The following is a 14,278-nucleotide window of genomic DNA, read 5'->3' as shown; positions in this document are numbered from 1 at the left end:
CTTGGCGGTTGACCGAATTATTTAATGAATTCGAGTAGTTAGGAAGCTGTACTACCTGGGCGATCGATCGCTCGCATCGCACGGACTTCGGAAGGGATGGCGATGAACCAGGCTCGCGTGGGGCTTCTCGTTGCGGCTGCGCTGGTCGCGATGCCGCTTACGGCATCAGCTCAGCCAAAAGGGCAACCCAAGGAAATCAACCTCGACGAGCCAGAGACTCCTGCCGAAGGCACGGAGCCGGTGGAGGCGCCCGCAGCCCCTGCCGAGGGCGGCGAGACGACGGGGCTTGGGGACATCTGTGCGATCGATCCGACGGCGTGTCCCACGATCAATTTGGAGAAGGAAGCGGCGAAGGATCTCAGGAACGAGACCTACGCGGTGCAGCAGATCTACGCGCTGCGCTACCACCGCTTCGAGGTGAACCCGTACTTCGGGCTGACGATGAACGATCAGTTCGTCGGCCACAACGGGCCGGGGCTCGCGGTCAACTGGTACCTCACCAACGTCCTCGCGATCGGGGTCAACGGCAACTGGTACGGTGCCCTCAACACGCCGTCGGACTTCAACTTCCAGACGAGCAGGGCGGCGCGTATCGGCGAGCCGATCACCGAGTATCAGTGGAACGCGAATGCGAACTTCACGTACGTCCCCGCGTACGGCAAGTTCGCCGGGTTCAGCGACTTCATCTTCCACTACGACTTCTTCGTGCTGGGCGGTGTCGGCGCGATCTCGACGAGGCCCATGGCCGTCGTCGATCCCGACAACCGCACCTTCGACTGGAAGCCGAAGCTCTCGTTCCACGTCGGCGGTGGCCTCCGCATCTTCTTCAACCGCTGGTTTGCGGCGATGTTCGAGGTCAGCGACTACATCTTCTTCGACGAGCTCGAGAACCCCAGCGTCGACACGAACAACCCTCAGGACAAGAGCACCTGGCTCGCCGAGGGGAAGAGCTTCACCAACAACGTACAGGCGCAGGTCGGGCTGTCGGTCTTCCTGCCGTTCTCCTGGGAATACCGGCTGCCGAAGTGAGGACTTTGGACGCGGGGACGCGCAGACGCCGAGCGCGAGACATAGGATGATTCAGCCAAAGACGGGGACAGGCATGATGCGTCGATTCGTCCAGAGCCTCTGCACCGTGGTGGCAGGGCTTACCGGCTGTGCACTTCTGATGACGGCTGCGCCCGCTGAGGCGCAGGAGATTCAGCTCACGGGCCCTCTGGCCGGCGCGCCGGCCGTGCGGAAGCTCCGGCTCCACCGCGACGGGCGCTTCGAGGTGGCTCCAGGCGCATCGTTCACGCTGCTGGACGAGTACCGGCGGACGATCATGCCGGGCCTGCGGCTCACCTACCACTTCACGGACTGGCTCGGCTTCGGCGCCTGGGGCGGGTACGGGTTTCAGTACAACACCGGGTTGACGGACGAGCTCCAGCGCGTCGCGATCGACGGGCGTAACTGCGACACCCAGCCGTTCACGAAGGCGTGCCAGCTGACCAGGGTCAACCTGACCAAGGGCGACCTGACGAAGGATCAGCTCGGACAGATCCAGTGGGTCGCAGCGCCACAGGTCACGGTCGTTCCCTTCCGCGGAAAGCTCGCGCTGTTCGCCGAGCTCTTCGTTGACACCGACGTGAGCTTCTTCGCGGGAGCCGCGGCGATCGGCGTGAAGGAGCGCAAGGAGTGCGGCACGACCAACCAGAACGCCTGCGCGGAGACCTTCGGGCTCGAGAGCCGCATGGCCTTCGCGCCGACGTTCGGCCTCGGCTGGAACTTCTACCCGTCGGACTTCATCGGCTTCGGCGCGGAGTGGCGCGCCCTGCCGTTCGCATGGAATACTTCGGGCTTCGACAACCACGGGCTCGGAACCGACGAGGCGTTCCCTGACCGCAAGGTGGACGACAAGGACCGCGAATTCCACTTCACGAGCATGGTCACCGTGAGCCTGAGTATTCAATTCCCCACCGGCATCAAGACGACCGAGTAGACGGCTGCGCCGGCTCGCGGTGACCGAGCCGGTCCGCCCGGGATAGCTCGGGCGGGAGGCCCCCTCTGCCGGGAGCCACTCTGGCGGGGTGCAGGTTCGCGTGATACGGGCTCAGCCGCTAGGCAAGCGCGTGGGCGTACGAAAGTGCGCCGCAGCGAGCCGAATTACGCGGATGAGCCCGTAGCGCACGAAGATGCGCCCCGCTATAGATCGGGCCACGATCGCCGGGTAGCTCGGACCGGGCGGCGGGGACAGCCACCAGAGGTCAGCGTTGGGTATTTTCGATTTTCTCCGCAAAAGCAATCCCCCTGCCGGGGGCGCCCCCTCCGACAAGAAGGTGGCCGGGCCTGCGAAGGTCGTCGCGGACAAGCGCGCTCAGACGTACGACCGCCTTGACGCCATCCAGTCGCTCGCCGCGATGAAGAGCGCGGATGCGGCGGCGGCGCTCCTCAGGCGCTTCACGTTCTCGATCGACCCCTCCATCACGGATCAAGAGGAGAAGGATCTGGCCTTCCGGGGGATCGTCGATGCGGGCAAGGACGCGGTGCCCGCCGTGGTCGAGTTCTGCATCAAGGCCGAGGCGCTCACCTGGCCGCTCAAGATCCTGCGGGCGCTGCTCGACGACACCGGGTACCGGACCGAGCTCGTCCAGCTGCTCGACCGCTTCGACACGGAGTATGCGCGCAACGTCGAGCCGAAGCAGCAGCTCATCATGGCGCTGGGCGACATCAAGGGCGACGACGTGCGGGTGGCGGTCGAGCGGTTCCTCGACGACGTCAACGAGACGGTCCGTTTCCACGCCGTGCAGACCATCTTTTCCCAGGGCGATGAGGCGAGCGTGCCAGCGCTGGTGAAGATGCTCGCGACCGAGGAGTCGGTCCGGGTGAAGAACAAGGTCGCCGAGGGGCTGATGACCCGGGGCTGGACGGTGCCGGCCGAGCTGCGGAGCAGCGCGAGCCAGGCGCTCCAGGACTCGAACGGCTTCAGCGTGGGCTCGGACGGCAAGCTCCGGAAGGGCGCTGGATACAGCTGACCCGGCGCGCGTCGTGACAAGTCCGTTCGTCCTGCGATCGGGTTGACAGCATCACCGCACGTGGACGAAACTCCACGCCATGCTTGTTCAGCCCTCGGCGGTAGCTGAGAGCGAAGCCGCGCAGACCGGCCCGCACAAGACGAAAGCGAGCGCAGTCCGTGATTGAGCACCGCTCATGGATGGCGGAGCTTCCGTCACGACCTCGTCCCCGGCGCTCCAGCGACGCGCGCCCAGGCACGCTCGTGGGGAGCGCCCGTCGCGTCCTCCTCTGTCGCCTCCCCCTGTCACGCGCGCTCGCCGCGGCGTGCCTGCTGCCTTGCGCGCTCGCCGCGCGCAGCGCGGCCGCAGCCGACTTCGAGGTCGAGTCGACGACCGGCGTCCAGGCCTACGAGGTCGCGGGCCCCTGGGGCGACACGAACATCGAGCGGCGGCGGCTCCTTCAGACGCTGGGGCTCGCCGTCTACAACCTCCAGGGCGACTCCGCCCCAGGCGAGGCCGACTACTCGGCGACCGTGCGGCTCCGGCTCGACGCGGACTTCGGGATGAATGGCCACCTCGACGGCGCGCAGCGGGGCGGCGAGACCGACTACAGCATCGATGGCGGCTCGCGCTACATCCCTGGGCTGCGCGAGGCGCCCCTCGATCTGATGTACGCGTACGTCGAAGGGCGGAACGTCGCCAGCGGGTGGCTCGGCTTCCGGGTCGGCCGCCAGTACGTGAGCGACGTGCTCGGGTGGTGGTCGTTCGACGGCGCGCTCGTCCGGGTGACGACGCCCTACTACGTTCAACTCGAGGCGTACGGCGGGCTCGAGCAGCGCGGCGGCCTCCCGCTCTCGACATCGCGCTTCGAGCGGCAGGGGATCTGGCGCGGCAGCCACCGGGGATTCGGTGACGACCGGACGCAGCCCGGGAGCGCAGCCGATTTCCCGTCGTACCAGGAGGCCGATCTGGCGCCGGCGTTCGGCGTCGCGCTCGAGAGCGCCGGTCCGAACTACATCCACGGTCGCCTGACCTACCGCCGCGTTTACAACCTGGGAACCTCTGTCACCCAGCAGTTCCCGGATCCGGACGGAGGCGTCCGGACGTCCGATGCGTCGCGCATCTCGCAGGATCGGCTCGGGTACGCCGCCAACCTCAACAAGCCCGATCTCGGCGGCATCAAGGGCGGAGTGACCTACGACTTCTACAACCAGCTCGTCGGCTCGTTCTACGGCGGCCTGGAGGTGTACGCCGGGAGCCGGGTCACGCTGGGGGCGGACGTCGACTACTTCGTTCCGACGTTCGACGCTGACTCGATCTGGAACTGGTTCACCCACGATCCCATCACCACGATCACCGGACGGGCGGCGGTGGACATCACCCGCGAGATCGATGTCGCGGCCTGGGGCGGCACGCGGATGTGGATCGCCGAAGGCAACCCGGAGGAGTTCGGCGCTGGCCAGTGCGAGGCGGTGGAGCGACCGGGCTGCGTCGGCGCGACGTCGCTCGATCCGAACGACGGTGCTCTCCGCGACTACGCGCGCGACGAGGAGAACCGCGCCGCGACGATCTCGACCGATGTGCTCGCGAACCTCGCGGGCCGCTACCGCACGCGCACGACGTCGGTCGAGCTCCGCGGGATGCTGCAGACGGGGGAGCGCGGGCGGCGGACGGGGGCCGATCTCTCGGGAGAGAAGCGGCTGAGCGGGCAGCGCTACGCGCTCGGAGCGCGGATGTCGCTGTACAACTGGGAGGATCCGCTCAGGCCGGACCGGGGCGCTACGTCGTTCGGATATGTCCTCGGGGCCGGGTATCGGCCGGGCGAGGCTGCGGATTTCAAGCTCGAGTGGGAGCACGACATGAATCGGCTGGTGGGCCAGCGCTTCCGGGTCGTCGGCCTCGTGAACCTGCGGGTGGCGCCGTGAGCGAGGATCGCATGGACGCAAGACAGGACGCACGCCGCCGCGCTCGGCGAGACGAGGCGAGGTTCGTCCCTGGGTGGGTCGCGATCGTCGCGTGCCTTGGCGCGCTGGCGCTCGCGATCGTGGGCCCCGAGGCGGCTGCCCAGCCGAAGCCGCCGGCGGCAGCAGACGACGACAGCGCCGAGGCGGCAGAGGATGACGCGGAGGAAGGCGACGCCGAGGGAGAGGCGCCCGCCAAGGCGCCGCGCGGCGGGTACACGTCGGGCCTCCACCCGATGCCCGACGACGCGGAGGTGCCGCTGGCGTGGATGCCGCCTGGGACGAGCGCGACCCCGGTCCCGAGCGACGAGATCTACCCCCCGCAGACGCTAACGATCCGGTTCAACCACAAGAAGCACGTCAAGGGGCTCAAGCAGACGTGCAAATCGTGCCACGGCGCGGCCTACACGAGCGGCGCGGTGACGGACCGGCTGCTGCCGAAGCCGAGCGAGACGTGCGACAACTGTCATGATGTCGATCACTCCGACCTCACCCAGGTGAAGGCGGGGACGAACGAGAACGGACAGTGTGTGTACTGCCATATCGGGGAGAACGCTGGCAGCGACGGAAAGGTGGCGCCGCTCGTGCTGCCGCACGCGAACCTCCGCTTCCCTCACGCGAAGCACGTGAGCCGGAACATCAAGTGCAGCCAGTGCCACGGCCGCGTCGACCGGATCGAGCTCGCTACCCGTGATCAGCTGCCGCGCATGGCCGGCTGCTTCACGTGCCACAACATGAGCGGCGCGGCCCAGGGTGAGGCGAAGAGCGACTGCGACGTCTGCCACCTGACCCGCCCTGACGGGCGGCTCGTGACGGCGTTCGCCACGGGCGATCTGCTGCCGCCCGCGTGGCTGCACAGCGCGGGGCACACGCCCGACTGGCTCGAGCGGCACAAGCAGATCGCCGCCAACGACAGCGCCTTCTGCGGGTCATGCCACAGCGCGAACTACTGCACCGACTGCCACGACGGGAAGATCCGTCCGCGCAACGTCCACCCGAACGACTTCCTCTCGATGCACCCGCAAGCGGCCCGGCAGGACAATCCTCGCTGCGTGAGTTGCCATCAGGAGCAGACGTTCTGTGCGGACTGTCACCGGCGGACGGGCGTGGCGCGCGACGCGCCGAGCGCAGCGCGGCCCGCGGGGCGCCGCTTCCATCCCCCGCCGGCGGAGTGGACCACGGCGCCGCGGAGCGCGAAGCACCACGCCTGGGAAGCAGAGCGAAACCTGAATGCGTGCGTTTCCTGCCACACCGAGCGGGACTGCGCGACCTGCCACGCGACGCGCGGGGCGTCAGGCGGGCAAGGGCTGAACCCGCACCCGCTCGGGTTCGAGAGCAAGTGCAAGACGGCGTTCTCCCGGAACCCGCGTCCGTGCCTGGTGTGCCATCAGTCGAGCGACAGGTTCGTGCAGCGGTGCCAATGAAAAGTCAAAATCCGTCAGTATATTCCTTGCCCTGGCCTTCCAGCGACGGGTATAGCGAAGTGCGCGCGGCTTCCCTAACGATCGCCGCGAACGCCAAGGAGAACGGGCGTGAAGGAGCTGATCAAGTACCTGATCGACAACCTCTATCTCGATTTCCAAGGGGAAATCACGCTGGAGACAGTGCGGGGCTTCCTCCGCGAGGACGACGGACGGGAGGCACGCCAACTTTTGTCGAAGCTCATCGAGGAGAAAGGGGTAGACGACATGCTGATCACGCTGGCCGACTGTCTCAAGGAGCACATTCAGTCCGGGGTAAACGAGAAGGTCGTCCGCGAGCAGCTCTCGCTCTACTCCGAGAGCTGAGCACGCTGGCTCGCGCCACACGCCTCACCCCCCTCCCCCTCTGCCTGCAGGCGGCCCTCGCGACGGCCGGCTGCGACGTGGGGGAGGCCACGCTCCAGCCGATCGACGCCCCTCCTGTCCAGCTGATCGAGGCGCGCGCCACGACCAGCCTCGACCAGAACTACCAGCCCGTCCGAACCGCGCTCGATCCCGCCGGCACGACCGAGGTCCTGTCGACCGCTAGCTTCGTGCTGAAGTTCGATCGTTACCTGCTGCCGAGCTCGGTGAGCGCCACGGTCGGCGCCGAATCCGTGTGCGTCTCGGGCGATCTGGCGACGGTCCAGACCTACGCGGACTGCGTCAATCCGATCGCCCTGGCGCCCACGTACAACCCTGTCCAGCGGGAGGTCATCTTCCGCCAGATCGAAGGCATGCCGGGCCTGGTTCCCGGGACCCGGTATGCGCTGACGGTCTTCAAGCCGGCGGACGAGGCTGCGCCGTCCGGCATCCGCGCGTTCGACGGCGCGCCCCTCGGCGGCAACACGCGCATCGAGTTCTCCGTCGCGGCGACGAACCCGCCTCAGGCGATGCCGGAGCGCCCGCCGAGCGGCGACTTCTTCTGCCAGCGAGACCTCGAGTGCGTCACGCGCACGGAAGCTTGCCAGGGCGACGCTCCCATGGATCCGACGTGCGTCGCCTGCGTGAGGGGCGCCGCGTACTACCTCTTCTACGGCTGCTTCGGGTGTCACAACGGCGCGAGCGCCGCCGCAGGGCTGGACCTGAACCTGGGCACGGCGTTCAACCAGCTCGATCCGCTGTTCGAGACCGCGATCGGGCGCACCGCGCACCAGACCCAGATGGGCGAGAAGGCGCACGTGGGGGAGGCATCCCCGGAGCGCTTCGGCAGGGCCATGCCGCTCATCGACCCTGGAAACCCGGGGAACAGCTACCTGCTCTACAAGATCCTCATCGGGCCGAGCGCGGTCGACCCCTCCTTGCCCGCCGATGCGGCGGAGAAGCTCCGCCAGGAGAACGAGCGGCTTCAGGCGGCGTTCGTGGTGGGGATGCCGATGCCGCCCCCGCCTGCAAACCCGATCTTCTGGTTCCACCCCCAGGGGCCGGACGATCAGAACACAACGCCCTACGTGGACGGCATGGACATCCTGTCCGCGTGGATCCTCAACGGCGCCGCGCCGCGAGACTGCTCCGCCCCGGCTGCCTCGCCCTGACGGCGCTCGCGGAACGTCACATCACGCGATTCCGCCCGGCCTTCTTCGCATGATAGAGCCGCTCGTCGGCGCGGCGGTAGAGCTCCATCGGCGAGACCGGCGCGTCCGGCGTGACGCCGGCGACCCCGAAGCTCGCGGTGACGGCGACCTCGCCCTCCTCGAAGCGGAACGGCGTGCGCTCCACGAGCGCGCGCAGCTTCTCGGCCACCAGGCGGGCGCTGTCGACGGCGATCTCCGGCACGAGCAGGGCGAACTCCTCCCCGCCGACGCGCGCGAGGATGTCGTCGCGGCGGACGTTCGCCGCGGCGAGCGCGGCCATCTGGCGGAGCACGGCGTCGCCCGTGAGGTGCCCGCGGGTGTCGTTGATGTTCTTGAAGTGATCGATGTCGAACATGATGAGCGCGAGGTGGCGATGGTAGCGACAAGCCCGCGACACCTCGCGCTCCAGCGCGACCTCGAAGGAGCGCTTGTTGTGGACCTGCGTCAGACCGTCGAAGGTCATCAGCCGGTAGATCTCCTCGTGATACGAGAGCTCGACGTTCCCACCCTGGATGAACTTGAAGATCGTCCGGCCGATCTTCACCTGGTCACCGTCTTTGAGGGCGCGCTCATCGACGGAGACGTCGTTCACGTAGGTGCCATTCGTCGAGCCGAGATCGCGGACAACGTAGCTCATCCCCGTCCAGGAGATGCGCGCATGGCGCCGGCTCACCGCGTCGTCGTCGAGCGGGATATCGGTCTGTATCGCGCGCCCACACTCGATCGCCCCGGTCCCTAGCGCGATGCGGCGCCCGAGCTCGGTGCCGTAGATCACCACCAGGCACGCGGTGCCCGGCGCCGCCGGCAGCACCGGCGGGGCGATCGCGGTGCAGGTGACGAGCGTCTGCCGATGATCGTTCTCTTGCTTCGCCACGCTAGGGGACCCAAGTACACCAGAGCCGACGTGCCAGGGCAACGCGCGTCGCGCGTCGGACATGGTAGGCTTCGGCCATGAAACACTGCGGTTTCGCGCAGATGTGTGTCGCTGCCACGATGGTCGCCGGGCTCGCCGTTCCTCTGAGCGGGTGTGGCACGAGCTCGCCCCCGATCGACGAGGGCGACGCCGCGCCCGCGCCGCAACAACCCGAGACCGTCACGAGCTTTCCGGAGGCCCCGCCGCTCCCGGGCGAGACCGAGTGCAAGGTCGTCGTCACGACGGGGATCCCCGTCACGTCGGCGCAACACGTGGCCACGTGCGCGCCTGTCCAGTACGCGACCAACCCGCCGAGCGGCGGAGATCACTGGGGCCTGTGGGCCGAGTACAAGCGCTTCGAGTCCGAGGTCCCGCGCGAGGTGTACGTCCACAACCTCGAGCACGGCGCGATCGTCCTCGCGTACCGGTGCGCCTCGTCCGGCTGCGCAGAGGTGAAGGCGGTGCTCGACGAGGTGCGGGCCGAGGCCGCCTCCGATCCGAAGTGCCTCATGGTGCCGGGAGGGCCGGAGGCGCGCCTCGTGATGACGCCCGACAGCGCGCTGGACACACCGGTCGCGGCCGCGGCCTGGGGCGCGACGTACACCGCGACGTGCCTCGACAAAGCGTCGCTCGCGCGCTTCGTGGCGGACCACTACGGCAAGGGCCCGGAAGACACCTGCAGCGACGCGGGGGCCGTCGATATCGATCTGCCAGACGGCGGCGCGCCGAGCTGCGGTGACGGATCGGGCGGAAGCGGGGCAGGCGGGGCAGGCGCGGCGGGGGGCGCTGCGCCGGATCCGTAACCGGGTTGACAGGTGGCTCCTTGCCCGGGAGCATTCCGGGGATGAGCGAGCCGTCGACCGTGACACCTCGGTTGGCAGAGCGCTTCCGGCTGCTGGACGCCGCGGGGTCCGGCGGGTCGGCCGAGGTCTGGAGGGCCGTCGATCAGGAGCGCGGCGGCTTGGTGGCGCTCAAGATCGAGGCGCGCGGGCGCGGAGCGTCCGCGGCGCAGCGCGCCTCCGTGCGGCGGGTGCTCGGCCGCGAGGCGCTGCACGCGGCGCTGGCGCTCTCGCCGCGGCTGCCAGAGCTCGTCGACGTCGGGTGGCTCGCGGCGCCACCAGGCGTCGCGCGCGTCGAGGGCGCCGCCGGCGAGGAGGGGCGCGCGTTCGTCGCGATGCGCTGGATCGAAGGGCGAGCCGTCGCCGACGCCCTGCGCGGGCTGCCCCCTGGCGAGCGCGCGGCGCTCGCGCTCGCCGCCGCGCGCGACGCGGGCGAGGCGCTCGCCGACCTGCACGGCATCGGCCTGGCGCACGGAGACCTCAAGCCGGAGAACCTGATCCTGACGCCGGAGGGGCGGATCGCGGTGATCGACCTGGGGCTCGCCTGCTCGATCCACGAGACGTCCGTGGACGGGGCGACGCTGCGGTACATCGCGCGCGGGGACGCGGAGCTCGGAGACGCGCGGGCGAGGGACCTGCTCGCGCTGGGGACGCTGCTCGCCGAGATCGCCTTCCCCGGCGTGGCGGACGCGGACGATCCGATCGGAGCGGCGCGGGCCGCGTCGGCCGCGGAGAGCGCGGCCGGGCCGCCGCTCGACGCGATCTGCCGGGCGCTCCTCTCGCCCTCCCCCGCGGCGCGCCCGTCGTCCGCGTGGGTCACCGAGTCGGCCCGCGCCGCGATCGCCGGCGCGCAGCGGGGGCGGCCCCCGTTCGCCGCGCCCGCCGCGGGGCGCGCCGGCCGCGACGCGGGGGCGCCCGGCGCAGAGCGCGATCGACAGGACCGCGACGCGCGCCGCGTGCGCGCCGCCTACCTGCGCCTGCGGCGACACGAGCTCGAGGCGGCGCTCGGGGTGCGCGACGATGTCGCCCCCTGGCTCGTGGACGCGTTCGCGGTGGTCGAGCGGGTGCGCGCGCTCTCCGGCGCGTCGCTCCGCGCGAGCGACGGCGCGGCGCGCGTGGGCCCGCCGCAGAGCGACGCGGCGTGGCTGGGGCGGCTCGGGCCGGACCGCGTCGCGCGGTGGCTCACCGCGCTCGCGGGGACGAGCGCGGCGGCGTGGCCGATGGGGCCGCTCGCGTCTGCGCCGGAGAGGGCGCTCGCGGACGCGCTCGTCGCGCTCGCGCGGCAGGTCCCGCCGCGCGCCTGGACGTTCGCGGACATCGAGGCGGCCGTGCTGGGAACCCCGGGGAGCAGCGCGCGGCGGCGGGCGAGCGCGGCGCCGAAGGACCGCGGAGCGGCCGAGGGCGCCGCCGAAGCGCGCGCCCTCGGCGCGGCGGAGGCGGCGGCGCTGGCGCTCGCGATCGCGCGGGTGCCGCCGGATCCACTCGCGCTCGAGGCGATCGAGCAGCGCGACGACGCGCCGGCCAGCCTGGTCGTCGCGGCGGCCAACGCGCTCCGGCTGCACGGCGACGCCGGGCGCGCGCGGAGCCTGATGCTGCGCTCGTGCGTTCGCGGCGCGACGGAGGCCGCGGCGCTCGCGGCGGAGGTGCTGCGGCGCGCCGGCGATCGCGCCCTCGCGGAGGAGCGCGCGCGCGCCGCGATCGACGCCGGCGCGGACCCGGAGGGGCGCGCGCGCGCGGTGCTCGCGCGCGTCGCGATCGACGCGGGGGCGCTGGAGGCGGCCGACGCGCTCGCCGGGGACGCGGTCACGGCGCCGCTCTGCGAGGTGCGCGCGCTGCTCGCCGTGCTGCGCGGCGACACCGCGCGGGCGCTCTCGGAGGTGGCGCGCGGCGAGGCGCTCGCGAGCTCCGTCGAGGAGCTGGCGCGGATGGCCGCCGTGCGCGGCTACGCGTCGCACGCGAGCGATCCGGAGCGAGCGCACGCGTCGTTCAGCGCCGCGGTCGACTACGCCGTCCGCGCCGGCGCGGTGGTCGAGGAGGCGACCTACCGGACCGGCGAGGCGGCGGCGGCGGTGGATCTCGGCGATCTCGACGGCGCGATCGCGACCTCGACCCGCGCAGCGCTGCTCTGGGAGCACCTAGGCCGGCCGGCGCAGGGCGCCCGGGCGCTGCTCGCCTGCGCCGCCGCCTACGCCACCGCGGGCCTGGTGCACGAGACCTGCCGGACCGCCGAGGACGCCATCGCGCGGGCCCGCGACGCGGGCGACGCGAAGGCGGAGGCCTACGCGCTCTGGGCCATCGCCGACGTGGTCGCCGCGCGGGGCGACGGCGTCGTGAGCGCGGACGCCGGATCGCACGTCGACCCGCGCGCGGCGGCGGCGCGCGCGGCGGCGCTCCTCGCCGGAGGCTCCGCGGACGACACGCTCCGGGCGGCCGCGCGGCTCCTCCGCCACGGCGCGGGCGAGCTCGATGGAGCACGCGTCGAGGAGCTCGACGAGCTCGCGAACGGCCCGGAGCCCGCGGCGGCCTCGCGGCTCGACTGGTGGGGAGCGCGCGCCGCGATCGCGCTCGCCGCGGACGACGTCGGCGCCGCGGACGACGTCGGCGCCGCGGACGACGTCGGCGCCGCGACCGCCGCGGACGACGCGCCGCGCGGCCCGGCGGGCGCGTCGGCGTGGCGCGGCCGCAGCGACCGCATCCTCGCCGCGATCGCCGCGATCGCGGGCGCCCGCGCCTCGATCGCGGCGCGCGGCCCGGCGCTGGCCGCGGCGCACGCGCTGGCCGTCAGGGCCGGGCAGACGGACGTCGCGCACCGGGTGCTCGCGGCGCTCGCCGACGCCGCGCGCGAGCTCTGCGGGCGCACCGCCGGCGCAGGCTCGGCGGGCGCCTCCGCTGCGTCGCCAGGGGCGTCGGCGCTCTCCGGCGCGGTCCGGTCGCTCCCGTGGGTCGTCCGCGCGCGGGCGCTGCAGGAGAGCGGGCTTCGGCCCGAGCAGGCGCGCGATCTGGAGGCCCTCGTCGGCGCGCTCGGCGAGCGCGAGCGGCTCGCGCCGCTGCTCGACCGGGTCGTCGACGCGCTCGTGCTCTGGACGGGGGTCGAGCGGGGGCTCCTGCTCCTGCGCGCCCCGAACGGGCGCCTCGTCCCGCGGGCCGCGCGCAACCTGGCGCGCTCGAGCCTCGGCGCGGAGCAGCTCGCGCTGTCGGAGACGCTCGCGCGCCGCGCCCTGGAGGCGCGCGAGCCGGTGGTCGCGGTCGACGCGGCGGGGGAGCTGCCGAGCGTGCACCACAGCGTGCACGCGCTGAAGCTGCGGAGCGTGCTGGCCGTCCCGCTCGTGGCGCGCGGCGAGGCGCTCGGCGTCGTCTACCTCGACGACCGCGTGCGCCGCGGCGCGTTCGGCGCGCAGGAGCTGCGGTGGGCGCGCGCCATCGCGTCGGTCGCGGCGCTGGCGATCTCCGACGCGCGCGCGCAGGTCGAGCTGCGCCGGGCGGCGCGCCGCGCGGAGCGCGCCTCGTCGCGCCTCGCCGAGGAGCTCGCGCGGCGCGAGGCGGAGCTCGACGCCGCGGCGCTCGAGCTCGCCAGGGCGCGCGGCGGCCGCGACACGCGCTACCGGTACGACGCCATCATCGGCGAGAGCGAGCCGCTGCGCGCGATGCTGCGCCTCGTCGATCGGGTGACCGCCTCCGAGGTGCCGGTGCTCGTGTGCGGCGAGTCCGGCAGCGGCAAGGAGCTCGTGGCGCGGGCCATCCACCACAACGGCCCGCGCGCCGCGCACGCGTTCGTGAGCGAGAACTGCGGCGCGATCCCCGAAGGGCTCCTCGAGTCGGCGCTCTTCGGGCACGTGCGCGGCGCGTTCACGGGCGCGGATCGCCCGCGCGCCGGGCTCTTCGAGGTGGCCGATCGGGGCACGCTGTTCCTCGACGAGATCGGCGAGATGAGCCTCGCGATGCAGACGAAGCTGCTGCGGGTCATCGAGGACGGCCTCGTGAGGCCGATCGGCTCCGAGCGGGCGCGCAAGGTCGACGTGCGCGTCATCGCCGCGACCCACCGGGATCTGGAGGCGCTCGTCCGGGCCCGCGCATTCCGGGAGGATCTGCTCTACAGGCTGAACATCATCACGATCCGGGTTCCGCCGCTGCGCGAGCGCGCGACGGACGTGCCGCTCATCGTCCAGCACCTCGTCGAGAAGCACAGCCGCGGCTCGGTCCGGGTCACGCGCGGGGCGATGGATCGCCTCTCGGCCTCCGCGTGGCCGGGCAACGTGCGCCAGCTGGAGAACGAGATCCGGCGGGCGATCGTGCTCTGCGACGGGACCATCGATCGGGAGCATCTCTCACCGGAGATCGCGCACGGCGGCAACGCGACGCCCCGCGAGCTCGGCCTCAACGTCCGAGCGAGGATCGACGCGCTGGAGACGGAGCTCGTGCGCGACGCGCTCGAGCGCACGCGCGGGAACCAGACGCAGGCCGCCAAGCTGCTGGGCCTGTCCAGGTTCGGCCTTCAGAAGATGATCAAGCGGCTCGCCATCGAGGCGTGAGGAGGGCGC

At 71.6% G+C, this 14,278-nt stretch carries 10 protein-coding genes; 9 read left to right on the top strand and 1 reads right to left on the bottom strand.

What is annotated here, in order from left to right; translation table 11 throughout:
- Positions 1–240 precede the first annotated feature (240 nt).
- The 7 genes from WME95_RS16315 to WME95_RS16285 all read left to right on the top strand — a co-directional run bounded on the left by WME95_RS16315 (position 241) and on the right by WME95_RS16285 (position 7,949).
- Entirely contained in the window at positions 241–1,029 is a 789-nt protein-coding gene (locus tag WME95_RS16315; RefSeq protein ID WP_437552767.1) for an outer membrane beta-barrel domain-containing protein, read from the top strand.
- Positions 1,030–1,102: 73 nt separating this feature from the next.
- A complete protein-coding gene (locus tag WME95_RS16310; protein ID WP_437552766.1) occupies positions 1,103–1,981 on the top strand; it encodes a hypothetical protein in 879 nt (292 codons plus the stop codon).
- Between the two features lie 337 nt (positions 1,982–2,318).
- Positions 2,319–3,014, top strand: coding sequence for a HEAT repeat domain-containing protein (locus WME95_RS16305; protein WP_437909270.1), 696 nt, complete (start codon positions 2,319–2,321; stop codon positions 3,012–3,014).
- A 242-nt stretch (positions 3,015–3,256) separates the two neighbouring features.
- Positions 3,257–4,918 (top strand): hypothetical protein, encoded by a 1,662-nt coding sequence (locus tag WME95_RS16300; protein ID WP_437909269.1) that lies wholly within the window; start codon positions 3,257–3,259, stop codon positions 4,916–4,918.
- A gap of 11 nt (positions 4,919–4,929) precedes the next feature.
- Positions 4,930–6,378 carry a cytochrome c3 family protein gene (locus WME95_RS16295; protein WP_437909267.1) on the top strand — a complete coding sequence of 483 codons (1,449 nt, stop codon included), beginning with the start codon at positions 4,930–4,932 and terminating at the stop codon, positions 6,376–6,378.
- A gap of 108 nt (positions 6,379–6,486) precedes the next feature.
- Complete coding sequence (locus WME95_RS16290) at positions 6,487–6,741, top strand: hypothetical protein (RefSeq protein WP_044964942.1); 255 nt, start codon at positions 6,487–6,489, stop codon at positions 6,739–6,741.
- A 77-nt stretch (positions 6,742–6,818) separates the two neighbouring features.
- Positions 6,819–7,949: a hypothetical protein gene (locus WME95_RS16285; protein ID WP_437909265.1), complete on the top strand. Its 1,131-nt coding sequence runs from the start codon at positions 6,819–6,821 to the stop codon at positions 7,947–7,949.
- A gap of 16 nt (positions 7,950–7,965) precedes the next feature.
- Here WME95_RS16285 and WME95_RS16280 read toward each other — a convergent pair whose 3' ends face one another.
- Complete coding sequence (locus tag WME95_RS16280; RefSeq protein WP_437909264.1) at positions 7,966–8,862, bottom strand: diguanylate cyclase; 897 nt, start codon at positions 8,860–8,862, stop codon at positions 7,966–7,968.
- A gap of 77 nt (positions 8,863–8,939) precedes the next feature.
- On the opposite strand from WME95_RS16280, the gene WME95_RS16275 reads away from it, so the two are divergent.
- Positions 8,940–9,704: a DUF3105 domain-containing protein gene (locus tag WME95_RS16275; RefSeq protein ID WP_437909263.1), complete on the top strand. Its 765-nt coding sequence runs from the start codon at positions 8,940–8,942 to the stop codon at positions 9,702–9,704.
- Between the two features lie 41 nt (positions 9,705–9,745).
- Positions 9,746–14,269: a sigma 54-interacting transcriptional regulator gene (locus WME95_RS16270; protein ID WP_437909261.1), complete on the top strand. Its 4,524-nt coding sequence runs from the start codon at positions 9,746–9,748 to the stop codon at positions 14,267–14,269.
- Positions 14,270–14,278: the final 9 nt, after the last annotated feature.

Origin of the sequence: Sorangium sp. So ce327 (assembly GCF_051530205.1) — a bacterium.
Taxonomy (GTDB): Bacteria; Myxococcota_A; Polyangia; order Polyangiales; family Polyangiaceae; genus Sorangium; species Sorangium cellulosum_B.
This window is presented reverse-complemented; position numbering and strand designations above follow the sequence as displayed.

What these genes read in the sequence shown, in the direction of transcription:
- WME95_RS16310 (WP_437552766.1), top strand. Translation starts at nt 1,103, where the DNA reads ATGATGCGTCGATTCGTCCAGAGCCTCTGCACCGTGGTGGCAGGGCTT.
- WME95_RS16295 (WP_437909267.1), top strand. Translation starts at nt 4,930, where the DNA reads ATGGACGCAAGACAGGACGCACGCCGCCGCGCTCGGCGAGACGAGGCG.
- WME95_RS16275 (WP_437909263.1), top strand. Translation starts at nt 8,940, where the DNA reads ATGAAACACTGCGGTTTCGCGCAGATGTGTGTCGCTGCCACGATGGTC.
- WME95_RS16270 (WP_437909261.1), top strand. Translation starts at nt 9,746, where the DNA reads ATGAGCGAGCCGTCGACCGTGACACCTCGGTTGGCAGAGCGCTTCCGG.